The 24277-nt window shown below is 69.9% G+C and carries 17 protein-coding genes; 8 read left to right on the top strand and 9 right to left on the bottom strand.

Going from position 1 to position 24277, the window contains the following annotated elements; all coding sequences use genetic code 11:
* The first annotated feature begins 2 nt into the window (after positions 1-2).
* Complete coding sequence (locus WBP48_RS13970) at positions 3-920, top strand: NAD(P)/FAD-dependent oxidoreductase (RefSeq protein WP_424441361.1); 918 nt, start codon at positions 3-5, stop codon at positions 918-920.
* 48 nt (positions 921-968) lie between these two features.
* Here the strand turns inward: WBP48_RS13970 and WBP48_RS13965 are convergent, their stop codons facing one another.
* Genes WBP48_RS13965 through WBP48_RS13955 form a run of 3 tightly spaced genes read right to left on the bottom strand, consistent with a single transcriptional unit; the run spans position 969 to position 9168 of the window.
* A complete protein-coding gene (locus WBP48_RS13965) occupies positions 969-1883 on the bottom strand; it encodes a hypothetical protein (RefSeq protein WP_424441360.1) in 915 nt (304 codons plus the stop codon).
* Positions 1883-3625: a diflavin oxidoreductase gene (locus tag WBP48_RS13960; RefSeq protein ID WP_424441359.1), complete on the bottom strand. Its 1743-nt coding sequence runs from the start codon at positions 3623-3625 to the stop codon at positions 1883-1885. The genes WBP48_RS13965 and WBP48_RS13960 overlap by 1 nt, the downstream gene beginning before the upstream one ends.
* Positions 3622-9168: a glutamate synthase-related protein gene (locus WBP48_RS13955; RefSeq protein ID WP_424441358.1), complete on the bottom strand. Its 5547-nt coding sequence runs from the start codon at positions 9166-9168 to the stop codon at positions 3622-3624. Before WBP48_RS13955 ends, WBP48_RS13960 begins: the two co-directional genes overlap by 4 nt.
* A 170-nt stretch (positions 9169-9338) precedes the next feature.
* Here WBP48_RS13955 and WBP48_RS13950 point away from each other — a divergent pair, with 170 nt between their 5' ends.
* The 6 genes from WBP48_RS13950 (at position 9339) to WBP48_RS13925 (ending at position 16063) form a co-directional block, all read left to right on the top strand.
* Positions 9339-9764 (top strand): OsmC family peroxiredoxin, encoded by a 426-nt coding sequence (locus WBP48_RS13950; protein WP_424441357.1) that lies wholly within the window; start codon positions 9339-9341, stop codon positions 9762-9764.
* Complete coding sequence (locus WBP48_RS13945; RefSeq protein ID WP_424441356.1) at positions 9757-10725, top strand: TIGR01777 family oxidoreductase; 969 nt, start codon at positions 9757-9759, stop codon at positions 10723-10725. Before WBP48_RS13950 ends, WBP48_RS13945 begins: the two co-directional genes overlap by 8 nt.
* Before the next feature lie 75 nt (positions 10726-10800).
* On the top strand, positions 10801-12357 hold the full coding sequence (locus WBP48_RS13940; protein ID WP_424441355.1) for a hypothetical protein: 1557 nt from the start codon (positions 10801-10803) through the stop codon (positions 12355-12357).
* Positions 12358-12423: 66 nt separating this feature from the next.
* Entirely contained in the window at positions 12424-13950 is a 1527-nt protein-coding gene (locus WBP48_RS13935; protein ID WP_424441354.1) for a TRAP transporter substrate-binding protein, read from the top strand.
* Complete coding sequence (locus tag WBP48_RS13930) at positions 13947-15407, top strand: histidine kinase (RefSeq protein WP_424441353.1); 1461 nt, start codon at positions 13947-13949, stop codon at positions 15405-15407. The genes WBP48_RS13935 and WBP48_RS13930 overlap by 4 nt, the downstream gene beginning before the upstream one ends.
* The gene (locus WBP48_RS13925; protein WP_424441352.1) at positions 15407-16063 is read left to right on the top strand and encodes a LuxR C-terminal-related transcriptional regulator; all 657 of its coding nucleotides are present in this window, start codon (positions 15407-15409) and stop codon (positions 16061-16063) included. Before WBP48_RS13930 ends, WBP48_RS13925 begins: the two co-directional genes overlap by 1 nt.
* 27 nt (positions 16064-16090) lie before the next feature.
* Here the strand turns inward: WBP48_RS13925 and WBP48_RS13920 are convergent, their stop codons facing one another.
* Positions 16091-16543 carry a hypothetical protein gene (locus tag WBP48_RS13920; RefSeq protein WP_424441351.1) on the bottom strand — a complete coding sequence of 151 codons (453 nt, stop codon included), beginning with the start codon at positions 16541-16543 and terminating at the stop codon, positions 16091-16093.
* Entirely contained in the window at positions 16540-17355 is an 816-nt protein-coding gene (locus WBP48_RS13915; protein ID WP_424441350.1) for a 4-hydroxy-tetrahydrodipicolinate reductase, read from the bottom strand. The genes WBP48_RS13920 and WBP48_RS13915 overlap by 4 nt, the downstream gene beginning before the upstream one ends.
* 44 nt (positions 17356-17399) lie before the next feature.
* Here WBP48_RS13915 and WBP48_RS13910 point away from each other — a divergent pair, with 44 nt between their 5' ends.
* Positions 17400-17870 (top strand): GNAT family N-acetyltransferase, encoded by a 471-nt coding sequence (locus tag WBP48_RS13910; RefSeq protein WP_424441349.1) that lies wholly within the window; start codon positions 17400-17402, stop codon positions 17868-17870.
* Between the two features lie 83 nt (positions 17871-17953).
* On the opposite strand, the gene WBP48_RS13905 is transcribed toward WBP48_RS13910, so the two are convergent.
* The 4 genes from WBP48_RS13905 to WBP48_RS13890 all read right to left on the bottom strand — a co-directional run.
* Positions 17954-18553 carry a histidine phosphatase family protein gene (locus WBP48_RS13905; RefSeq protein WP_424441348.1) on the bottom strand — a complete coding sequence of 200 codons (600 nt, stop codon included), beginning with the start codon at positions 18551-18553 and terminating at the stop codon, positions 17954-17956.
* Between the two features lie 97 nt (positions 18554-18650).
* Positions 18651-19676, bottom strand: a complete 1026-nt coding sequence (locus WBP48_RS13900) for an aldo/keto reductase (protein ID WP_424441347.1) — start codon at positions 19674-19676, stop codon at positions 18651-18653.
* A gap of 284 nt (positions 19677-19960) precedes the next feature.
* Positions 19961-22228: a polyribonucleotide nucleotidyltransferase gene (locus WBP48_RS13895; RefSeq protein WP_424441346.1), complete on the bottom strand. Its 2268-nt coding sequence runs from the start codon at positions 22226-22228 to the stop codon at positions 19961-19963.
* Between the two features lie 242 nt (positions 22229-22470).
* The coding region (locus WBP48_RS13890; protein WP_424441345.1) for a GDSL-type esterase/lipase family protein at positions 22471-24277 on the bottom strand (1807 nt) is incomplete at its 5' end.

The following is a 24277-nucleotide window of genomic DNA, read 5'->3' as shown; positions in this document are numbered from 1 at the left end:
CCTTGCACGCGAACGTCGTCGTCGTCGGCGGCGGTCCGGCAGGGCTGTCGGCAGCGCTGAATCTGGGTAGGGCGCGCGCCTCCGTCGTCCTCGTCGATGCGGCACGGCCGCGCAACGCCGCGACGCTGCGCTCGCACGGCTTTCTCACCCGCGACGGCGTGCCGCCACTCGAGCTGCGTAAGCTCGCGCGGGTCGAACTGGCCGCCTATCCGAACGTCCGCGTGCTCGATCGCTCGGCAGTGATCGCCGTCGCTGCCGCACCATCAGGCGACGGTTCGTTCGTCGTATCGCTGCACGCCCGAGCGCGGGATGCGCCCCAAGAGGTCGTCACCGGGCGCGTGCTGATCGCGACCGGCGTCCGCGAGATGCTGCCCGCAATCCCCGGACTGACCGGGTTCTACGGGATGACGCTGTTCAGCTGTGCCCTGTGCGACGGGTGGGAGTTGCGTGACCGCCCGCTCGCCCTGATCGGTGAGACGTCCGACTTGCCGCGGTGGGCACGGCTCATCACCCGGTGGACCGACCGGCTGACCGTGTTCACCAACGGCGCCGGCAGTATTGCTCCCCGACAGCTCGCCGATCTCGCCGACCGCGGCATCACGGTGGACTCCCGACCGATCGCCGCTCTCGAAGGAGACCGGGGCGCGATCGACCATGTCCGGCTCGTCGACGACGCGGTCGTCCCCGTGCGCGGCGGCTTCGTCCGGCCCGTGTGGCGATCCGCGCTCGACGCCACCGCGAACCTCGGCCTGCGGTGCGACAGCGACGGATTCCTCCTCGCAGACCTCGACGGTCGCACCTCGGTCGCAGGCCTGTACGGCGCCGGGGACGCTGTGGCTCCCGGCCCTCAGCAGCTCATCGTGGCGGCGGGACAGGGCGCGCGTGCGGCAGCCGCGATCATCGATGACCTCATCGCCTAGCACGGCGCGGTCCCGCCTGCTCGATCGAGACGGGACCGGAGGGCGGGATCAGATGGCGTCGGGCAGGGAGTCGGCGAGATGCTCCCATGCATCGTGAGTGCGGTCACCGACGATGCCGAACTGCGAGATCAGTGCGATGCACGAGAGTTCGGCATCGTAGAGTTCGAGTACCGAAGTCGGCCCGTGAGCCCCGTGCAGGCGCACGAGGATGCAGTGCCGCACGGCGTAGAGCGCGACCTCGACGATCGCATCTTGAGTCGTGACGACAGTGAGCCCTCCGGTGCGCGAGACCGTCTCGATCACGTCCTGCACGGCGTGCAGCACGGCCGACGACAGTACAGCGATGCCGATCGGCAGCCCGACGTTGCAGGCATGCTCGAGGAGACCGAACAGCACGCCGGGCTCGATGTGACGGTGCGGGATGAACACGCCGCTCCGTGGCGTGTGAGTGATCAGGTCGTCGACGCGCTCGAGCTGATCGGGTAACTCGCCCTCCGCGCGGGCCGGTGCTCGGCTGAGGCGGACGTCGGGGGCACCGGCCGGCTCCGCCTCGACACGGGTGAGGCCTTCCAGCACGAGCCGGTCCGCGTCATCCAGCGCATGACAGCGATGCACGGGGTGCACACCCCGCCCGCGCAACTGCAGCGCCGGCAATGCGCCGCCGCGCTCGGCCCGCGGGTCCGGATCCGCGAGGAACGCGCCGGCGACGGCATCCGTGTCGATCCGCACCGAGATCCGGCCGCACTCGATCCGGAATGGTCCACCGGGCGCACTCGGGGCCGCGTAGGCGCCGATCTGGGTGATGCGTGCGATGTCGTTGTCGGTCACCGCCGCGGGCCGCTCCAGCAGGACGAGGCTGCGCGTCACCTCGGAAACGGATGCCGGTATGCGACGCAAAGTGAGCACGCCCTCACGATCACGTGCCCATGTCGGGTCGTCGGGCTGCTCGGAGTGCGGATTCATCAGTACACGTCCCTCACGTAGCGCTTTTCACGTTTCACACCCGCGACGTACTCGGCCGCATCGTCGTCGCCTCGGCCACGCTGGGCTGCCACGACATCGAGGAGTGCGCGCTCGACGTCGCGGGCCATGCGCGATGCATCGCCGCACACGTACACGTAGCCGCCGTCCTCCAGCCACGAGTACAACTCGGACCCCTGCGCCCTCATGCGGGTCTGGACGTAGACCTTCTCCTGCTGGTCGCGTGAGAAGGCGAGGTCAAGCCTCGTGAGCACGCCGCGCGCGGAGAAGTCCTCGATCTCGTCGGCGTAGATGAAGTCGCAAGCCCGATGCTGGTCGCCGAAGAAAAGCCAGTTGCGCCCGGTCGCTCCGCGCGCCGCACGCTCCTGCAGGAATCCTCGGAACGGCGCGATGCCGGTGCCGGGTCCGATCATCACGACCGGCGCGGCGTCGTCGGCGGGTGGCCGGAACGCGGCGTTCGGCTGCAGGAAGATCCCGACCGGGTCATCCTCGCCGACGCGGTCGGCGAGGAACGTCGAACACACCCCGTGGTGCACGCGAGGACCACCATGCCGCACGGCCGCGACGGTCAAGTGGATGCGATCAGGGCTGTGCAGCGGGCTCGACGAGATCGAGTAGGCGCGGTGCTGCAGCGGTCGGAACACGGCCGCGAGGTCATCCGCGTCGAGGCGGACGTCGGGCGCCCCGTGCAGCAGGTCGAGGGTGTCTTTGCCCCACAGCCACGAATCGAGCGGTTCGCGCTCGGCACGCGTGAACAGGTCGGCCAACTCGTTGCGGGGAGCGCGTTCGGCGAGCAGCGCCACCAGCTCCTTGGAAGGGGTCGAGATCTCCCAGCCGTGCGCCAGCTGTACGCGCAGGGTCGCGCCGCCGACCTCGGTCTCGGGGTCGAGCGCCAGACGCTCCAGGAGCAGCCCTACGAGCGCGGGATCGTTGCGCGGCACGACCGCGAGCGCGTCGCCGGCCTGATACTCGATGCCGCTGTCACCGAGTGCCAGCTCGAAGTGCCGGATCTCCTTCGCACTCCCCTCGCCCGACACCACCCGGTTCACGGCGAGCCGCGAGGGGTAGGGCGACCTGCGGCTCCACTTCGGCCGTTGCCTCGCCGGCGCCGCGCCCGGCGCAGACGCAGAGGCCGACGCCGAAACGGATGCCGGCGCCTCCGCCGCGAGCAGGCCCACGACGTCGGCGATCCACGCGTTCGCGGCCTCGTCGTAATCCACGTCGCAGTCGACGCGCGGCAGCATGCGGGTGCCACCGAGCTGCTCGAACCGCAGATCGAGGAGCTTTCCCGCCTGGCAGAAGTCGTCGTAGCCGCTGTCGCCGAGCGCGAGCACCGCGAAGCGGACGCCGTCGAGGCGGGGCGCAGCGTCGGCGGCCAGCGCCTCCCAGAACAGCTCGGCGTTGTCCGGCATCTCCCCCTCGCCGTACGTGGACGTCACGACGAGCACGCGCCCCATTCCGGGAAGCGTGTCGAGAGCAACGTCGTCGAGCGCGCGGAGCGTGACCGCCATGCCGCGCGCACGAGCCGCGGCGGCGAGGTCCTCGGCGAGGAACTCGCTCGTGCCGGTCTGGCTGCCGAAGAGCACGTCGACGGTGAGCGTGGCCGTCGTGCCCTTTGTCGGGTCCTCGTTGCGGGCGGCGGCCATGCCGGCGAAGAAGCCGGAGAGCCACGCCTGTTGCTCGGCGCTGAACGGCGCGTCGGGCAGCGCCTCGAGCAGGTTCACGACGGTACTCCTGCCAGCAGCTTCGCCGCACCGGCGGCGAGGTCGTCGAGGGCAGACTCGGCGAGCAGCTCGTCGAAGCGCGCGGCGTCGGTGCGCGCGAGGTTCTTGATCTGCTGGTGCAGAATCCACCCGTAGGTGCCGGGCGCGTCCATGCCGCGCACGTTGCGCAGCTCGAGCGAACGCGTGTAGTCGGCGAGCCGCCGGGCGGAGATGAGGGTCGCCAGCTCGGCATCGTCCAGCGGATCGAGCCGGTCGCGGAGGTACTTCATCACTTTCTGCATGACGAAGAAGTCCTCGGTGAGCACGAGCTTGCGGGCGGCATCGTGCACGCGCGCGTCGTCGGGACCGGTCGCGCCGGGCACCCGCCGCTGCGCGAGGTCATGGGCGATGACGAGCACCGTGTACGAGGAGAGCAACCCGAACCGATCGACGGCGGGCTCCAGCGGCACCCGGCCGCCCAGCACGGGACGGCCCTCACGATAGTGGCGCTTGAAGGAGCGCAGCTTCTCGGTCGCCACCGATGTCGCCAGCTCGTCGAGCAGGTGCTTGCGCGACGAGGCTGCGAGGATCGCGTCGGCGTCCTGCGTGAGCAGCAGCGCACGCGGCATGCCGCAGAAGATGTGCTGCCTGGTCGTCTCCCACTCCGCGAGCAGGCGCGCCGCGAGTGGGGACCCGGTGGCATCCCGATGCCAGCCGAGCAGCAGCAGCACGGCCTGCTCGTGGAACGCGCCGTGCTCGCGATCGGTGAGCGGGAACACGAGCAGCGAGTCGGCGCTGACCCGACCCGCGATCGTGCCGTCCGGGTCGTACTGGTAGAGGAACCCGCCGCTCATACCGTTGCCGAGGCCTTTGCCCGCCGAGCCGAGGTTGAGCACCGCGCCGTTGGTCATGTACTCGCAGCCGAAGTCTCCGATGCCCTCGACCACCGCCGTCGCGCCGGAGTTGCGCACCGCGAACCGGTCGCCCGCCTCGCCCTCGACGAAGGTGCGGCCGCCGGTCGCGCCGAACAGCGCGAAGTTGCCGATGAGCACGTTGCCGCCCGGCGTCGGGCTTCCGCCGCCCGGTGTGCGCACGACGATGCGGCCACCGCACTGGCTCTTGCCGACGCCGTCGTTCGCGGTGCCGGTGTGGACGAGCTCGATGCCGTCGTTGCAGAACGCGCCATACGACTGGCCCGCAGAGCCGTGGGAGACGATGCGCACAGCGCTGTCAGCGAGCCTGCTCCGGCCGCGTTCGTCGGTGTGCACGGCCGGAAGCGCCGCTCGCACCCCTCGATCGAGTTCGTGATTCAGCAGTCGCTCGACGTCGATCGAGAGCTGCCCGCCGACGGTCTTGTCGCTGTTGCGCAGCCGCCCGGCGTCGAGTTCGACGCTCGCCTCGCCCCGGTCGACGAGCGCGGCCCGCACGTCCCGGATGAGCGCATCGTCGACCGCGAAGTGCTTCTCCAGGAACACCGGGTCGGGGACGTGGCGCTCGGGCACGCGCGCGAGCATGGCGCGCACATCAAGGCGCCCGACGCTCGCGGGGTGATCGAGCAGCTGCGCGAGATCGGATCGGCCGCGCGCCTCGTGCAGCGACCGCAGCCCCAGGCGCGCGAGGATCTCACGGACGTCGTGCGCGATGTTGAGGAGGTACTGCGCGAGCGCGCGAGGGTCGCCGTCGAACGCCTCGGCGTTGGTGGTGAGCCCGGCAGGGCACTTGATGTTGCAGTTCTTCGCCATGACGCACTTGAGCATCATGAGCGCGGTGGTGCCGAACTCGAAGCTGTCGCCGCCCAGCAGCGCCGACATGACGACGTCGCCGCCGGTCTGGTGGGCGCCCGAGCAGCGCAGCACGACCTTGTCGCGCAGGCCGTTCGCGACGAGCGCCTGGTGCACCTCGGCGATGCCGATCTCGGCAGAGCGACCGGCGTACTTGAGACTCGTGACGGCCGCCGCTCCGGTGCCGCCGGTGTTGCCGGCGACGTTGATGACATCGGCGCCGGCTTTCGCGACGCCGACCGCGATCGTGCCGATCCCTTCTGAAGAGACGAGCTTGACGACGACCCGCACGCGGGCGGCCTTGCAGTCGTGGATGAGCTGGGCCAGGTCTTCGATCGAGTACGTGTCGTGATGCGGCGGCGGGGAGATCAACTCGACGCCGGGCGTACCGCCGCGTGCGGCGGCGATGTCGACCGTGACCTTCGGCGCGGGCAGCTGCCCGCCCTCGCCGGGCTTGGCGCCCTGACCGATCTTGATCTCCAGCTCTTCGAGCATGGGGTCAGCGAGGTAGCCGACCCAGATGCCGAAGCGTCCTGACGCGAACTGCTTGATGCGCGACCCGCGGATCGTGCCGTAGCGGGAGAGGTGCTCGCCGCCCTCACCGCAGTTCGACATGCCGCCGACCATGTTGGTTCCGTGGGCGACGGCCTCGTGCGCGGCGGCGACGAGTGCGCCGTGGCTCATCGCGCCCGAGGCGAGGCGGCGGGTGATCTCGTGCGCCGGCTGCACACTTGACACGGGGATGCTCGCCGGCGCCGGCTCGAGCAGGTCGAGCAGATCCCCCGCCGGGCCGTGTGCGGTGAGGTCGAGCCCCTCGTCGTCCACGCTCCATGCACCGAGGCCGCCGGGCACGAGGGCTGCGACGAACTCCGCGAACGCACGATAGCGCTCGCGGGTCGCCGCGGCGGCATCCGTGAATCGCACACGGTGACGTCCGCCGCCGAAGTGGCGCACCTCGAGGCCCCGCACGAGGATGCTCGCGTTGCCGGTCGTAGAAAAGCGCGCGAGCTCTCGGTGGAACTCTTCGGCCGTGCGCAGTCCCGCGACATCCGCGGGCAGCGCCAGCACGTCGCGGAGGGCGGACGGGCGCCCCGCTCGCTCAGCGCGGGTCGACTCGAGAAAGGCACGATAGCCGGGCGTCATGCCGAACGCGTCGATCTGCGCCTCGGTCAGCGCCGAGAGCCCGGTGTGGACGTAGGCCTCGTCGGTGAGTCCGAAGGCATCATCGAGCTGACCGAGGGTGAGACGGCCGAGCGGGGTGTCATCGGCGTCGGCGGCATCGTCCCCGGCGAACACGTGCGGCTCCTCGGTCATGCCGGCGAAGCCGCGCACCGCCGCGGTGCCGAACGAGTGGCCCGCGCCTTCCGACCGCTCCTTGAACAGCCCGAGCAGCGGCACCTGCGACTCGGTGGAGACGACGCATCCGCGCGCGTGCCACGACGCCGCGGCGGCCGCGATGCGCGAGAAGCCGACGCCGCCCACCGGCGCCGCCATGTGGGGGAAGCAGCGCGCAAGCACGGGGTCGCTCGTGTCGAGGTAGTTGGGTTCGAAGAACTCGCCGCCGATGTAGCTCTCGACGGTGCACAGGCCGACCCGGCCCATCGTCTTGCCCAGCGACTTCTCCGCCGCCTTGCGGAACCGCGCGAACGCGCGATCGGTGTCGGTGTACTCGCCCGCGGGGGCGGACGCCGAGGGGTACTTCTCCTCCGCGCGCAACCGCGCGCTCACGCTGTAGACCGCCGAGGCCCCGAAGCCCAGCGCGGCGGCGATGTGGTGCGACGACGGCAGCTGCCCGCTCTCGACGACGAGCGAGACCCGCAGCCGCAACCCGTCGTCGATGAGCCGCTGGTTCACCGCGGCGATCGCGAGGAGCAGCGGCAGCGGCGCGCGGGTCGTGGTGATCGCGCGATCCGACAGCAGGGCGATGCCGCCCTCCTCGCGCGCGAACGCCGCCACGTCGTCGCAGAGGGCGTCGAGGGCCGCGACGACCGAGCCGGCGTTGCGGTCGGCATCCTCCGGATACGGCTCGAACAACAGGTCGAAGCGGCGCAGCGGCGAGACCTGCTGCTCGCGCAGGCGGACCATGTCGAGGTGCCCGAGGATCGGCGACGACAGCACGAGCTGCCTGCGCCGCCGCGCGCCGCCGTCGGGCTTCGCACCGAGCGCCACCCGCATACTCATGCCGTCGGCCTCGCGCAGGGAGTCGAGCGGGGGGTTGGTGACCTGGGCGAAGCGCTGCGAGAAGTACTTCGCCATGCCGCCCTCCTGATCGGAGAGCGCGTTGATGGCGTTGCCGTAGCCCATCGCGCTGATGCGCTCCGACCCGTCGGCGAGCATGGGGTCCATCATGAACCGGAAGCTCTCCTGGTTCAGCGAGTAGGCGACGTAGCGGCCGGCGAGGGTGAGGTCGCCGTCGTAGCCGAGCGTCGTGGTGCTGCGGTGGAACTGCGGCGCCGGCAGCGCGTCGAGCTCGACGCGGGCGTCTTCCAGCAGCGCCGGATAGTCGCGTCGCGCTGCGAGCATCTCCAGCGTCTCGCGCGTGCGGAGCGTGCGACCGCTGCGATGGTCGTGGTACAGCATGCCGCCGGCCTCGATCCGCCCGCGCCGGATGACCTCGTCGTCGGGGAAGGAGACCTGGCCGGCCTCCGACGACACCATGAGGTACTCGCCGGTCTCCACCGTGCGCAGCGGCCGCAGGCCGAGGCGATCGAGGCGCGCGCCGATCACGTCGCCGTCGCTGAAGATGAGCGCCGCGGGGCCGTCGTTCTTCTCCTCGTAGAGCGAGAAGTACTCCAGCATGGCGCGGATGCCGGGGCTCAGCGAGCGGTCGTTCTCCCACGCCGGCGGCATGAGCGAGACGACTGCTTCGACGAGGTCGAGACCGTCATCGAACACGCGGCTCTGCAGCGTCTGGTCGAGGCGGCTGGAGTCGGACTGCCCCGGCGGGCGCACGATGCGCCGATGACGGGAGCTTGCGAGCGCCTCGTCGGAGATGCGGTTCTTGCGGTCGGTGTTCAGCTCGCCGTTGTGCGCCATCAGCCGGAACGGCTGAGCCATGGTGGGGTGCGGTTCGGTGTTGGTGGAGAAGCGCGTGTGGAAGTAGAGCGAACGCACCGCGTGCCGCGGGTCACGCAGGTCGGTGAAGTAGGAGATGACCTCGCCCGCGTTCAGCCGCCCTTTGAGCACCTGCGTGCGCGCGCTGAACGAGAGCGGATAGAGCCCCGCGAGGTCCGGATCCGCGTACGCCTCCGCCTCGATCGCGAGCAGCACCGTGTTCGCAGCACTGTCGATCCGGTCGCGGTCGCTTCCTGCACGCTCGTGAGCAGTCTCCGCCGTCGCGTCGAGTCGGAAGATCCACTGCACGATCGGCTGCTGGTACGCCAAGGCGCGGGGGCGGACGGCACCGGCATCCACCGGCACGTCGCGGACGAGCAACGTCTCCAAGCCGGCTGCGGTCAACGCGTCGTCGATGAGCCCGCGGGCACGAGTCCATTGTGCGGGATCGTCTGGCAGGAAGAAGTTGCCGACGCCGAATCGACCGCCCTCGAGTTCGACGCCGGTCAGCGCACGGAAGAACGCGACCGACAGGTCGATGCTGACCCCGGCGCCGTCGCCTACCCCCTCGGCCGACATGCCGCCGCGGTGCGGGATCGCGCACAGCGCCTGATCGCCGCGGTCGATCACGTCGTGGCTCTGCACTCCGTCTTTGCGGGTGATGAAGCCGACGCCGCAGTCGCTCTTCTCGAGGCGAGGGTCGTACAGCCCGAAACGGGGGTGGGTCATGACTAGATATGGTAAGGCTAACCTCACTGAAATGCACCGGTTGGCCCGTGATTGCCCGACGATGGGAACCTCATGACACCCGGTTCCCTCCCCGCGTCGCCGCGTCTAGGCTCGTGGACAGGCGCGCCGCCGCGCCACCACACACCCACCGAACACCCGGGAGGACTGTCATGAGCGTCACGAGCGAAGCGACCACGAGCTGGAAGGGCTCCCTCACGGAAGGCTCCGGCGAGATCGCGCTGGAGAGCTCGAACCAGGGGCCCTTCGCGGTCAACTGGAAGGCTCGCAGCGAGGGGTCGACGTCGGTGACAACGCCCGAAGAGCTGCTGGCAGCGGCGCACTCGTCGTGCTTCAGCATGGCGCTCTCGCACGCCCTCACTGGCAACGGCACCCCGCCCGAGAGCGTCGAGACCACGGCATCCGTCACCTTCATCCCCGGCACCGGCATCACCGGATCGCACCTGAACGTCAACGCCGTCGTCCCGGGTCTGTCGGCGGAGGACTTCGCACGGATCGCCGACGAGGCCAAGGCCGGATGCCCCGTGTCGGCCGCGCTGAAGGGGATCGAGATCACGCTCGAGGCGACGCTTGCCTGACGAGTCGGATGCCGGGGCGCGCGAGGCTGATGACGGTGCGCCCGCCCCGCCGGTCCCCGCCGATGAGGGTCGCGTCGTCGTCGCGGGCGCGTCGGGTCTGATCGGCCGGGCGCTCGTCGCGTCGTTGCGCGCCGACGGGATCCGCGTGACGCGCCTCGTGCGCCGCGCCACAGAAACCGCCGACGAGGTGTCGTGGGATCCGGGACGCACGCCGCTGCACCCCGACGTCCTGGCCGGCGCGCGTGCCGTTGTCGGGCTGAACGGGGCGAGCCTCGGGCACTTCCCTTGGACGAAGCGCCACAAGCACGACCTGATCTGGTCGCGGATCGCGCCCACCCAGGCTCTCGCGGCGGCCGTCCGGCGTCTGGGTGAGGATGCGCCCGCGTTCGTGTCGGCATCCGCCGTCGGTTTCTACGGATCGGCTCCCGGCGCCGAGCTTTCCGAGCAGTCCCCGCGTGGCGAGTCGTTCCTCGCCGACCTGTGCGGCGAGTGGGAGACCGCGGCGCGGCGTGGCGCGGGTGATCGGGCGCGCGTGGCACTGCTGCGGACGGCGCCCATCGTGCACCCCGAAGGTGTTCTGAAGCCGCTGCTGACGCTCACGCGGCTCGGCGTGTCAGGCCCGATCGGGCGCGGCACGCAGGCGTGGCCATGGATCGCGCTCGACGATCACGTGCGGGCGATCCGTCACGTCATCGATGCGGGCCTCGTCGGGCCCGTCAATCTCACGGGACCTGCGCGCGCGACGGCGAACGACCTCGGTTTCGCGCTCGCCCGGCACCTGAACCGTCCCTACCTCGCCCGCGCTCCGGAGTGGGCACTGAAGCTTGTGCTCGGCCGCGACGCGACGGAGGGCTTGCTCACGAGCGACGCGCACGTCGTGCCTACGGTGCTCACGGCGTCCGGTTTCGCGTTCGCCCATCCCACGGTCGAGGATGCCGTGGCCGCCGCCGTCCCGGCGTAGCGCTCAGTCCGCGGCGTTGCGAGCCGCGCCAGACGGGACGGTGCCCGAGGCGGCCGTCCTTGCTACCATCCGACCATGCGACCTCGGCGTGGCATGAGTGTGGGGAGTGCGTTACCGCTGGCGGGCGCTCTTGTCGCCGTCGCAGCGATCGGCATCCCGGTGCTCGTCCACCGCCGCAATCCGGACGTCATCGACATCACGGCCGGTCTCGTCCTCCTGGTCGCCGGGGCACAGACGCTGGTTGCCCGACGGACCCGCCTCACGGGCGTCATGCTGGTGATCACCTCGATCTGTTGGTTCGCGCCGAATCTGTCAGGCGTCGCACCCGTGCTCAACTGGGCGACGCTGACGTACCTGATCCCCCTGATCGCTGCCCTGATCCTGGGGTCCGGGACGGCGTGGGGATACCGGGAATGGGCACTCCTCGCGCTCACGGCAGCTACGGCGGCCACGACGATGACCGGCGGATCGCGCGGCGCGCTGATCTGCCTCGGCCTGGCCGTTCTCGCGTACGGCGCCTGGACGTGGCGATCCCTCCCGCACCGCGCGTCGGGAGCCGCGTCCGCCTACCTCGTCGCTGTGCTGGCGATGGGCGGCTCGTTGGTCGGCATCTCCGCGGCACGATGGTGGGCGGCGGAAGTCGCGCCCTGGGTTCTTCTCACAGGTCACGCGGCGCTACTGGCCGGTGGCACGGTCGCCCTATCGATCGCGGCGACAGGACTGCGACGGCTCGCCGCGCTGGACGTCGGCACCGATGTGCTGAGATCCCTCGACGCGCAGCTGGCGCGTGTCACCGGAGATCCGCAGACGTTTGCGGCGATCCGCGTGGCGCCTGGGCGATGGGTTCGGCTCGACGGCTCGCCGGTCACTGCCGCACCAACACGCAACCGCTCTGCCGTCCTCGTCTCGTCGCGGCCCGTACCCGCTCGGCATCAGTCCGCGGTCGGCCACGCTCTGCGACTGGCGGCCGACAACGTGCGCAGCCGGGTCGCCGTCGCCGATCGCGTCCGCGAACTGGAGGAGCTTCGCGGACGGTTGGTGCACGTCGAGGAGCAAGAACGCGCCGCGCTGCTCTATGCGCTCCGTACCGGCCCCCTCACGTCGCTCTCGGTGCTGCAACGCCGCCTCGAGCGGGCGAACGCCTCCGCTGAGCTCCTGGAACACGTCACCCTCACCGAGCAGGACATCACCCGGGTGGCGGTCGGGCTCGATCCGCTCTCGGGCGCCGGATCGCTGGCGATCGCGCTGAAGCGAATGGCCGAGGAGCTTGGCGCGATGGTGGACATCGAACCCGTGGAGGTCGACGACACGATCGCTCGCACGCTGTGGTTCGCGGCGGCGGAGGCGCTCACGAACGCAGCCAAACACGCGCCCGGATCGCAGCGGACGATTCGCCTGCGCCCGGCCGGGGAGCGGATCCGACTCGCGATCGAAGACGACGGCACGAGCGCCGGATCCACGCCGCACACGGTCACTCCGGCGCTCCGCGACCGAGTCGCCGCTGCCGGCGGGACAGTCACAACGTCGGCGGGGCCATTTGGAACGCGTCTGGAGATCGTGATACCCCGTACGCGTCACCGCGTAGCTCGGTCACGTGATGACGCCGATGCCGCACCCGCGGCTCCTGGGTAGCGTCGGCCGCACACGGTGTCCGACAGATCTTGGAGGCTCGGCATGCTAACGCGAAAGTCTCGTGACATGACCCAGATTTCCTTGCCCCCACGGCGCGGCAGCGCCTCTGGAAAGCTGGTCCGAAAAGCACTCTCCCTCTCGCTCCTGGTGTCCCTCCTCCTGGCAGGCTGCACGACGCCGCCTCCGGACAAGTCGGGCGGCGACGCGGCACCGCTAGCACTCACCGCGGTCGCCTACACCACGAACAGCCTGACCTCCGAGACCCTGACGGATTTCGCTTCGAGAACGAAGGAGGCGTCCCGCGGCGGCGTATCGCTGGAGCCGGGGCCCTCGGTCTACTCCGGCGCAGAGGACGGATCGAGCGAGGTGATAGACATGGTGCGCGACGGAGCTGCTGATGTCGGCATAGTCGCCGCGCGGACTTTCGATCTGGAGGGTGCAACGAGCCTCCAGGCACTCAACGCGCCGCTGGTATTCGAGTCCCCTGCCCAGGCGGCACAGTTTCTCGCCGATCCCGTGACGAATCAGATGCTCGACGGTCTGAAGGACGCGGGCGTGGTCGGGCTCGCACTCACCTATGACCAGCTGGCCCAGGTGCTCGGATTCGCGGCGCCGGTCCTGGAGCCGTCGGATCTGAGCGGTGCCCGTGTTCTCGTCCGTCCCAGCCAGGCAACCGCGGACGTCATCACCGCCCTTGGCGCCATTCCCGACTCCCGCAACGGCGACGATGCAGGGCAGGCGATCGACACAGGCGAGGTGTCGGCGTCGGTGAGTTCGGTCGATCGGCCGTCGGGATTCCAGAACGGGAGCAGCGGAACACCGTCCACGATCACCGCCAACGTGCAGTTGTCCGTGAAGGCGAACGTGATCATCGTCAACGCGCAGGTGTGGGCAGGGTTGACTACTGCGCAGCAAGACGCGCTGCGCAGAGCCGCGGAGGCGACGCGGGACTGGTCGACCGATGAAACCGTCTCACTCGCCGCGGGCGCTCGTGCGTTCTGCGATCTGCACATCGGCGACGTCGCCGTCGCGGACCAGGCGCAACTCACCGCCTGGCGACAGTCCGTGCAACCCGTGGTCACGCAACTAGAGTCCGCTGATCCCGTGACGAAGGCTGCAATCGCTCGGGCTCGCGAGCTCGTGCAGCAGCACCCCTCGGTCGATCACCCGGAGCCGTGTTCACAGGTGAGTGCCGACGCGCTGCCGACGGTCCGCCCCAGTGGTGATCAGACCGCCCTCGCCGGCGCATGGCGACTCGACGTGTCGGCGGAGGGCCTTACAGGGGCAGGCGGAAGTCAGCAAGAAGCCGCGCTGAACCAGGGAGCGTGGACGTTCGTCCTCAACACCGATGCCACGTTCGTGTTCGTCGAACCGCACGGCCGGTCATGCCAGGGCAGCTATGCGATCAACGACGACCGGCTGTCCATGCACGAGGATGGGACCGACGATTGCACGGGCCAGTGGGAGTTCACCTTCGTGCGCGACGGCAGCAGGGCGTCATGGACGCCGACCCCCGAGTTCGAGGCGTTGTGGCCTCCGCTGTCCGGCTTCTTCGCCAACCCGCTGGAGAGGATCGGAGACCCGAAACGATGACGGCGCTCCTGCTCGTCGCGGCCGCCGCGCTCGTCGTTCTGGGCGTGATGGGTGTGGCGAGCAGTTCGCTGGAGCCCTCGCGCGCGGTGGCCGCGGTGGCCTGTGGAGTGCTCGCCCAGATCGTTGCGGAGAGCCTGGCAGTGAACGCGGATCCCGTGGTGCACGCACTGGCATCCGCGGCGATGCCGCTGGTGCTCGTCCTGTCCATGCTGGTTGGCTACGGCACACAATGGCCGATGGTCCTCGCCGCCGTCGGCGCGACGGCAGCAGGACCCCTCTCCGTCGTCATCCAGGATCCGTTCCACGACCCTCGCTGCACCGTCGACTGTCGGGCCAATCCTCTCGTGCTCGCGCCCGTTCCTGTGATCGCCGATGTCGCGTACGCCGCCGGCCTCCTCGCTATCCTCTGCTCTCTGTGCGTCATGCCGGCGATCGGCGATCGGCGCGACCGCGTGCTGACGCTGCCCTTCCTCGTCAGTTGGTGGCTGTGCGTGGCCGCCCAGCCTTCCGGCTCCGTGATTGCGGCAGCGCTGGCGGTCGTTGTGATCGGCTCGTCGCTGGTGCACGCGACGACTCGCAGTGCGCGCCTCGGCGAGGCCGTCGCCGCGCTGACGACGGCCGACGATGCCGATCGGGTCCTCGCCGGCGCGCTCGGAACGGATGCGATCAGCCTGGCCTACCCCACGAGTGAAGGGGTGTTCGTCGACGCACGCGGACGGCCGATGGCGGTGGCGACGCATGCCGTCGATGTCGTCGGCCCGGACGGGCGGGTGGTTCAGTTGCGCGGCGACCTGCGGATGATCTCACGCCCAATGCTCGCCCGAACGCTGCGGGGACCTGCCCGACTCGCGCTGGAGAACCGCAGGCTGGCGGCCGAGGCGGCCTATACGGCGCGTCGGATCGAAGAGTCCGCGGGGCGCCTCGTCGCGGCTGCCGCACGTGGGCGTCGGACATTGGAACGCGACTTGCACGACGGCGCCCAGCAGCATGTCCTCACTCTGGGACTCGCCATCCGTGCAGCTCCCGAGCTGGATGCGCAGACGCGTCAAGCCTGCGCCGAAATGGTGCGTCTCGTGCTCGACCAGCTCCGCGCGGTGGCACACGGTATTCGTCCTCCCCAGCTCGACTCCGGCGGATTGCAGCACGCTTGGAGCGCGGTCGGACAGCACAGCCCGGTGCCCGTCGAGCTGTCTCAGGTGCCCACCGGCGTCGACACCGCGACCTCGGAACTGGCTTATCGACTCTTGGTGACGTGCACGAGATCCGCGACGGGACCGGTCGTCGCCGCCATCGAACCGGTCGGAGCGGACTGGCGCGTCACGGTCACAGCGGCAGCGGGTGGTGGGATGTCTAGCAGCACCGCTGACATCGTCCGCGCGCTCGGGGGGCGACTCATATCCGTCCGCGTCGGCCCGGGGTGGAGACACCATGCGTGGTTGCCTCGTAGTCTGAAGTGATGGCGACGCTGAAGGTCGTGGTCGCGGATGACGAGCTGGTCACCCGAGCCGGGATCGCCCACCTCTTGCGCGAAGCGGGCGCGAACGTCGCCGCCGAAGCGGGCGACGTCGCCGGGCTGCTCAGCGTCGTGGATGAGTACCGACCTGACGCGGCGGTGGTGGATGTGCGAATGCCGCCGACGTACACCGCGGAGGGCTTGCGCGGCGCGACTCAGATCCGCGAGCAATATCCGGGCACAGCCGTCCTGCTTCTCTCGCATGTGGTCGACCCGGAACTCGTCATGGACCTTCTCGAGGGCCATTCCCACGTCGGTTACCTGCTCAAGGACCGTGTTCTGGATGCTGACGCGCTAATGACGGCCATCTACCGGGTCATCGCCGGCGACCTCGTGGTCGACCCTGCCGTGGTCGGAGCGGTCCTGGCCCGCAAGCGTCGCACTGAGCCGTTGGCAAGACTGACCTCCCGAGAACGCGAAGTGCTCGCCCTCGTCGCTGAGGGTCTGAGCAATGTGGGTATCGCAGCGCGGCTCGTGCTGTCTGAGCGCACCGTCGAAGTGCACGTCGCACAGATCCTGGGCAAGCTCGACCTGCCCGTTGATGCCGGTTCCAACCGCCGCGTCCTCGCCGTGCTCGCACACCTCAACGCCGCGGTCTGAGCCCGATCGGCCGTCCCGACGTCGCGCTCAGTCCGCGCCGCGGCCGCTGCGCTCCAGGGCGATCGCCGTGCGGATCGCCTGCCTCGCCCGAGGGCGGTCGCCGGCGCCGTCGTAGGCGAGACCGAGGCGGAACCATGGCCGCCAATCCTCGGGATGCTGCTCGACGGCGGCGCGATAGGTCGGGAACAGCGCATCGGCTTGCGCGCGATCGGGGCGCCCGCTCTCGCGCACGTCGATCTCCTCGGTGGGGAGGGCGCCCTCGGCCTCCAGACGCTTCGCAAGGCGCTCGGCGCCGAGCCCGAAGCTGAGCTCACGCCACAGGGCCCACACCGCCACGATCGGAAGAACGACGAGCGCCACGCCCATCGCGATGCCGACCGGCTCACCCGAGACGAGCAGCAGCCACGCGCGCTGCGCGACGAGCACGATGTACACGCCCAGCAGCACCGCCATGACGGCGACGCCGACGCGCGCGCTCATGCGCCGGTGGCGCGGGCGACCTGCCCGGGCGCCGCACCCTCATCCACGGGAGATTCGACCGGTGAAGCGTGACGGGGTCCGAGGCCGAGGTCGATCAGGGCGTCGAGCCCGACGAGGACACCGCGCGCGTCCCGGGCGGCGGCGAGGGCCACGCGGATGCCGGGGGTGTAGGCGAGGCCCGGGTTCACAGTGTCGTGGACGATCGTCAGCGACTCCCCCGGGCTGGACAGGATCGTCTCCTGCTTGGCGACGACGCCCGGCCGCCGCAGGGAGTGCACGGGTACGCTCGCGACCTGCTGCCCCCGCGCGCGCTGATCGACGTGCGGCGACTCGACCGGTCCGACCTCCGAGCGCGCGTCGGAGATGAGTTCCGCCGTGCGCACCGCGGTACCGCTGGGCGAGTCGACCTTCGTCCCGGGGTGCGTCTCGATGATTTCGATAGAGGGGAAATGGGGCGCCACGGCAGCGGCCAACGCCGTGCCGATCACCGACCCCAGCGAGAAGTTCGGGATGAACACGGCGCCGGTGCCCGCGGCAGCCACCAACGGACGCACCAGCGCGATGCGCTCCGCCGACCAACCCGATGTCCCCACGAGCACGTTGATGCCGCGCTCGATCGCGGCGCGCACAACGTCGACCGAGACGCCGGGCGTCGAGGCGTCCACGACGAGGTCGGCACCGCCGATCTCGGCGAGACCGCTCGACGACCCGAGCACGGCGACCGTTTCGAAGTCAGCTTCGGCGTCGACCACGCCCGCGATGATCCGGCCGAGCTTGCCTGTGCCGCCCACGATGGCCACTTTCGTCGTCATCCCATCAGATTACGGGGTCCAGGCGGGACGGCTACGCTCGATCCATGGTCCGTCTCGAACCGGTCCCCGCGGACTCCACCCGGGCGCGCACACTGTTGTCGGAGTACTTCGAGATGCGCGGCGAAGCGTTCCCGAAGGGGCAGAACTACCGGCCGGTGTTCCCGGCGGCGTCCGTCTTCACGCCTCCCGCCGGGGTCTTCGTCGTCGTTGTGGACGACGAGGGCGCGGATGTCGGGTGCGGCGGCATCCGGCGCGTGGCCGACGGTCCCGCGGGCGTCCGCTACGAGGTGAAGCACCTGTACCTGCGACGCGAGACGCGCGGCCGCGGCTGGGGACGCTTGCTGCTGGAGGACCTCGAGCGACGCGCGCGGGAATGGGGAGCCGGCGAGCTCGTCCTCGACACGCACCACACCCTCGAGGCGGCCGGCGCCCTGTATGCGCGCACCGGCTTCACCGCGATCGAGCCGTACAACGACAACCCCAACGCGACCCGCTGGTACGGCAAGGCGCTCTGATGCAAAGTCTCAGCACCTGAGGCGGATTTTCTCGCCCCCACGGCGCGGCAGCGCCCCTGAAAGGCTAACCTGGATCGTCGCGCCTAGACCAGGGGGATCTCCGGCAGACCGGTACGCAGCTCCATGGGCAGATGCGCGAGGTCGTTGTGCGCGACGAGTGCCCACGGCCGTCCGGTGCGCTGCGCCAGCACGGTGAGCCCGCAGTTGGCCTGGTTGATCGTCAGCCAACGCCACTCCGGCGCCTCAAGCACCTCGCGCACGAACCAAGCGATGACGAAGTTGTGGGTGATCAGCAGTTCGTGCGTGTCAGGCTTTCGCACCAGGAATGCGGACACGGCATCGTCCATCTGGGCCCGCCCCGCATCCACCTCCGCCTCGGTGTACGACCCGAAGAACGGCGCGTAGATCGAGGGTGTGTCGGGGGTCAACCCTGTCGGGATGCAGTCGAACAGTAGGGCGGACGGCTGCGGTGTGATTGCGGGCAGCCGTTCGGCGACGGCTCGCGCCGTCTCGGCAGCACGCACCAGTGGAGAATGCCAGACCGCCTCCAGCGGCACGCCGGACAAGCGGTCCGCCAGCAACTCGGCCTGACGCTTGCCGCGCGATGAGAGCGGCCCGTCCTCGAGGCCGTGCTCGGCATCGAGATGCTCGCCGTGACGCACAAGGTACAGATAGTGCGTCACGAGTCACTCGTCTCGCCGGGGGGTTGTGGTCTCCCCCAGCCTACGTCAGTCGTCTACGCAGATGCCGGGTTGCACGCGCCCACGGCGCAGGCCACCCCTACTGCGTGGCACGGGCGATCTCGGCAAGGTGAGCGCGGCTGAGGCGGGCACCGACGCCCTGCACCAGTTCGTCCACGTGGCGCACGGCATAGACGTTGACGATGGGCGCCACCACGGCGCGCTGCGCGCGCAGCCACGCGATAGCCACGGCCGACGTAGGGATCGACAGCTCGGTGCCGATGCGGTCGAGTGTCCGCAGCGTGCGCGTGCCGCGGCGGTTCATCGCCGCCGCCAGCTGCCCGCCACGCACCGAGTCGGCGACGCCGGACCTGTCGCGGAAGGCCCCCGCCAGGTAACCGTGCTCCAGCGCCTGAGACGGCGTGACGGCGATCCCCTGCGCACCGGCGACAAGTCGCAGGTCGCCGTCGTAGTCTGCCTGTCGCAGCACGTTGAACGGCACGTCGAGCACCGTCAACCGTGGGTAGCCCGCCGATGCCAGGATGCGCGCCTCGACGAGTTGCGCCGCCGAATGACCGAACGAACCGAGGGCACGGACCTTGCCCGCCTCGACGAGCCACTCCGCTGTAGCCAGGGTGTCTTCGAGTCTCGTTGTGCGGTCGCTGGCCGCGTCGAGATACAGCACGTCGATACGGTCGGTCTGCAGTCTGGTGAGCGAGGACTCGACGGCACGGATGAGGTTGACGGAGCTGAGACCGGAGTGGTCGGGGTTCGTACCGACACGCACGCCGAGCACGATCTCGTCGCGCACCCCGCGACCGCGCAACCACTGCCCGATGATGTGTTCGCTGCGCCCCGCGGCGTAGGCATCGGAGGTGTGGACGGCATTGCCGCCGCACGCACGATACGCGTCGAGGATGCCGTGGGCCGCCGTCATGTCCACGTGCCACCCGAACTCGGCACCGCCGAGGATCAACGGGAAGACCTGCAACCCTGTCTCGCCGAGGGGCACGCGGACCGCCGTCCCCAGCGGCGCCCCCTGCACCGGGATCGGCGCGGACGGATGGTCGTGTGCACTGCCGGCGCGCGTCTGAGTCGGCGACGTGCCGACGTCCAAAGAACCCATCTGTCCACCCCCTCGTGGATCCGCACAGGAGGATCCACGTTGTTCAGCACCCCCCGGTGCCTAGTACCGAGAGTAGGGCAACCCTGGGACATAACGGATCATTGCGGGGGACCGGCGGTGAACATTGCATAACGCTTGCATCACGGTATTGCTGTTCTGCCCGCCGCTGTCCCCCATTCGGGGGACAATCCTGCGCGAAAGACGGATGCCCGCCCTCCGAGACGGGAGGAACGGGCATCCGTGGTCTTTCGCCGGGCTCGGCGCCCTGCGATCGTGCGCCGAGGTCAGACCTGGGCGGGAGCGGTCGCGGCGACGCGACCCTCCTGGTCGGCGGTCTCATCGAGCACCGGCTCGAGCGACAGCTTGCCGCGGTCGTCGATCTTGGTGATCTTGACGAGCAGCTTCTGGCCGACCGAGAGCACGTCCTCGACGTTCTCCACGCGCTTGCCGCCGGCGAGCTTGCGGACCTCGCTGATGTGCAGCAGACCGTCCTTGCCGGGCAGGAGCGAGACGAACGCACCGAACGCGGCCAGCTTGACGACGGTTCCGAGGAACTGCTCGCCGACCTCCGGGTTGGTGGGGTTGGCGATCGCGTTGACCTGGGCGCGGGCGGCCTCGGCCGACGGGCCGTCGACGGCGCCGATGTACACCGTGCCGTCCTCCTCGATGGAGATCTGCGCGCCGGTCTCGTCCTGGATCGCGTTGATCGTCTTGCCCTTCGGGCCGATCAGCTCGCCGATCTTGTCGACCGGGATCTGCACGCTGATGACGCGCGGAGCGGTCGGAGCCATCTCGTCGGGGCCGTCGATCGCGGCGGTCAGCACGTTCAGGATCGTCAGGCGCGCTTCCTTCGCCTGCGTCAGCGCGGCGGAGAGCACCGACGACGGGATGCCATCGAGCTTCGTGTCGAGCTGGATCGCGGTGACGAACTCGCTGGTTCCGGCGACCTTGAAGTCCATGTCGCCCAGGGCGTCTTCGGCGCCGAGGATGTCGGTCAGCGCCGCGTAGCGGGTCTGACCGTCGACGGTGTCGGAGACGAGGCCCATCGCGATGCCGGCGACGGGTGCGCGCAGCGGCACGCCCGCGTTCAGCAGCGACAGCGTCGACGCGCAGACCGAGCCCATCGACGTCGAACCGTTCGAGCCCAGCGCCTCGGAGACCTGGCGGATCGCGTAGGGGAACTCCTCGCGCGAGGGCAGCACCGGCACGAGCGCGCGCTCGGCGAGGAAGCCGTGCCCGATCTCGCGACGCTTCGGCGATCCGACGCGGCCGGTCTCACCGGTCGAATACGGCGGGAAGTTGTAGTGATGGATGTAGCGCTTGTGCGTGACGGGTGACAGCGAGTCGATCTGCTGCTCCATCTTCAGCATGTTCAGCGTCGTGACGCCCAGGATCTGGGTCTCGCCGCGCTGGAAGATCGCGGAGCCGTGCACGCGCGGAATGACCTGCACCTCGGCATCCAGCGGACGGATGTCCGCAAGGCCTCGACCGTCGATGCGGACGCCCTCGGAGAGGATGCGGCCGCGGACGATCAGCTTCGTGACCGATTTGTAGGCACCGGCGAACTCGAGCGTCGCCGTCGCGGGCAGCTCCCCCGCCTCGACGGCGGCGATCAGCTGCGCCTTGACGTCGTCCTTGACCTGGTCGTCGGCGTTCTGCCGCTCGATCTTGTCGGCGATCTGGTAGATGGGCACGAGCCGGTCGTAGGCGCGCTCGGCGACGAAGTCGTAGGTCTGCTGGGTGTACGCCGGGAAGACCGGGTAGGGCTGGATCTCCTTGGCGGCGGTGTTCGCCACGACGTTCTGCGCCGAGACGAGCTCCGTGATGAAGGGCTTGGCGGCCTCGAGACCCTGCGCGACGATCTCCTCGCTGGGCTTGACGGCGCCGGAGCGGATGAGGTTCCAGCTGTTCTCTGTGGCCTCGGCCTCGACCATCATGATCGCGACGTCGCCGTCGTCGAGGACCCGGCCGGCGACCATGAGGTCGAACACGGCCTCTTCGACCTGAGCGGCGTTCGGGAACGCGACCCACTGATCGGCGTGCTCGCCGTGACCGGGGATGAGCGCGAGGCGCACTCCGGCGATGGGACCGGAGAACGGCAGACCCGAGATCTGCGTGGAGAGGGATGCCGCATTGATCGCGAGCGCATCGTAGAACTCGCCCGGGGCGATCGACAGGACGGTCACGACGATCTGAACCTCGTTGCGCAGACCGTCGACGAACGACGGGCGCAACGGACGGTCGATGAGACGGCAGACGAGGATCGCCTCGGTGGAGGGGCGTCCCTCGCGGCGGAAGAACGAGCCGGGGATCTTGCCGGCGGCGTAGGCGCGCTCTTCGACATCGACCGTCAGCGGGAAGAAGTCGAACCCTTCGCGGGGGTGCTTGCCGGCGCTGGTGGCCGACAGCAGCATGGTCTCTTCGTCGAGGTAGGCGGCGACGGCGCCCTGCGCCTGCTGGGCGAGGCGTCCGGTTTCGAACCGGACCGTGCGGGTGCCGAAGCGTCCGTTATCGAGGACGGCTTCGGCGGCGGTGATTTCAGGACCTTCCAAGAGGTCTCTCCTTCTTTGTTTAAGCTCGCACGCGCGTATCGCACGCGAGCGTGTCGAAGGAGCAGGAACAGGCAGATTTCGACGCGCGACATCGCCACGAACTCGTCAGCGCTGGCCACCAGTCGAAAGCCACCATTCGTCGGAATGGGAACCCACCACAGGGGACCAGCTTCCTGCCGGCCTGCTCCGGGTACCGCGGAGAATCCACGGCATCCTGCACCAGCCTATCAGCCGACGCAGCCTCAGCCCTGTCGCGCCCGGTCCTGGCTATCCGGATCCGCGATCGCAACGTAGTCGCTGTGCTTCGCCGACAGCCCGTCGCCCGCTGTCCGGCCGCGCAGCCGACGCCACGCCCACGGCAACGCGTCACGGCGCAGCCAGGTGCCCTCGCGCGGTGGATCCTCGTCCGCGTGCAGGGCTTCATCCAGACCCGCGAGCGCGGCGGCATCCGGCACACCGAGCACCGCAGCAGCCTGATACGCGACGAAGCGGTGACCCGATGAGCGCAAGTGCACCCTGTCGTCGGCCCAGAACTCGAGCGCTCCCAGCGCGGGATGCGCCTCGATGTCGAGCAGCATCGCACCGCTGCGCACGGCGATCCGCCGGAGCTCCGCGTTGAATCGGGCGAAACGCCGTGCCAGTAGCGTCGCGGTGCGCAGGTGGGGCAGGAACGGTGTCACGAGCAGTACCTCGCAGCCGCTCGCGCGCAAGCTCATCGCTGCTCCTTCGACCGCCGCGGCCAGCGCCGGAACATCGGGACGGATGCCGACGAGGTCATTCGCACCGATCAGCACGGACACGAGATCAGGGCGCAGCCGCAGTGCGGCGGGCAGTTGTTCATCGATCAGGTGCGCGACGGTGCGGCTGCGCACCGCGAGATTCGCGTAGCGGAAATCGCCCTTCGCGGCGCCGCCCCCACCGGACAGCGCAAGCAGGTGCGCGAGCCGGTCCGCCCAGCCGCGATAGTGACCATCGGGCATCCGCGACGCGTCGCACAGGCCTTCGGTGATCGAGTCGCCGAGCGCGACATACCGCCGCCATGGCGGGGTACGCGATGCCGCGTCGCGCTCGTCCGGTCGCGGATACGCGAGTGCGCGTCGCCGACCCCGCGAGTCGTCGAGACGGTGCAGCCTCCGCGCACGCTCGTAGTGCTCGACCAGGCGGACGCTCAGAGCGGGCCACGACCGCGAACCCACGGCATCCCGCGCCGAGGCTCCGAAGGCACGCCGCTTCGCGGGATCGCCGACGAGGTCTGCCACCCGCGCGCGCAGTTCGCCGAAGTCCCCTGGACGATACAGCCAGCCATCGATGCTGCTGTGGACGAGGTCGAGTGGGCCGCCGCGACCGGTGGCGATCACGGGGACGCCGCTGGCCATCGCCTCCTGAATGGTCTGCCCGAACGTCTCGCTCTCGCCGGGGTGCACGAACAGGTCGAAGCTCGCGACGACCTCAGCCAGCGCGGATCCGGAGAGGTGTCCGAGGAATGCGGCATCCGGCATCAGTCGCTGCAGCGCGGCCCGCTCGGGCCCATCGCCGACGACGACCAGGCGGACGCCGGGAATCCCCCGCAGGACGGCGAGGTCACCGACCTGCTTCTCGGGGGCGAGTCGGCCGACGTAGCCGACGATGATCTGGCCGGGGGCGACCTGTGTGCGCCACTGCTCGCTGCGACGACCCGGGTGGAACCGCTCGAGGTCCACCCCGCGTGCCCACAGCGAAACCCGGTCGACGCCCAGCCCCGTGAGTTGATCGATGGATGCCGTGGACGGCGCCAGCGTCAGGGTGGCACGCCGGTGCAGTCGCGCGAGGTGGTGCTCGGCGAGCACGGTCGCCCGCGGCAACCCGTAGCGGCTGGCGTATGCCACGACGTCGGTTTGGTAGACGGCGACGGTCGGCAAGCGGAGGTCGTCGGCGGCGGCGAGCGCCTGCCAGCCGAGCAGGAAGGGCGATGCGAGGTGGACGACGTCGGGTTGAAAGGCCCGCAGGCGCCGCGCGAGCTGGGCGCTGTGGGGCGCCGAGACCCGCACCGTGGGATAACCGGGCACAGAC

This window comes from Microbacterium sp. (assembly GCF_049661145.1).
Lineage (GTDB): Bacteria > Actinomycetota > Actinomycetes > Actinomycetales > Microbacteriaceae > Microbacterium.
The sequence above is the reverse complement of the archived record's forward strand: the minus strand, read 5'-3'. Positions and strand labels throughout refer to the sequence as shown.

Coding starts and splice junctions, on each gene's coding strand:
- WBP48_RS13965 (WP_424441360.1), bottom strand. CDS start 1,883: ATGAATCCGCACTCCGAGCAGCCCGACGACCCGACATGGGCACGTGAT.
- WBP48_RS13955 (WP_424441358.1), bottom strand. CDS start 9,168: ATGACCCACCCCCGTTTCGGGCTGTACGACCCTCGCCTCGAGAAGAGC.
- WBP48_RS13950 (WP_424441357.1), top strand. CDS start 9,339: ATGAGCGTCACGAGCGAAGCGACCACGAGCTGGAAGGGCTCCCTCACG.
- WBP48_RS13940 (WP_424441355.1), top strand. CDS start 10,801: ATGCGACCTCGGCGTGGCATGAGTGTGGGGAGTGCGTTACCGCTGGCG.
- WBP48_RS13935 (WP_424441354.1), top strand. CDS start 12,424: ATGACCCAGATTTCCTTGCCCCCACGGCGCGGCAGCGCCTCTGGAAAG.
- WBP48_RS13930 (WP_424441353.1), top strand. CDS start 13,947: ATGACGGCGCTCCTGCTCGTCGCGGCCGCCGCGCTCGTCGTTCTGGGC.
- WBP48_RS13925 (WP_424441352.1), top strand. CDS start 15,407: ATGGCGACGCTGAAGGTCGTGGTCGCGGATGACGAGCTGGTCACCCGA.
- WBP48_RS13920 (WP_424441351.1), bottom strand. CDS start 16,543: ATGAGCGCGCGCGTCGGCGTCGCCGTCATGGCGGTGCTGCTGGGCGTG.
- WBP48_RS13915 (WP_424441350.1), bottom strand. CDS start 17,355: ATGACGACGAAAGTGGCCATCGTGGGCGGCACAGGCAAGCTCGGCCGG.
- WBP48_RS13910 (WP_424441349.1), top strand. CDS start 17,400: ATGGTCCGTCTCGAACCGGTCCCCGCGGACTCCACCCGGGCGCGCACA.
- WBP48_RS13900 (WP_424441347.1), bottom strand. CDS start 19,676: ATGGGTTCTTTGGACGTCGGCACGTCGCCGACTCAGACGCGCGCCGGC.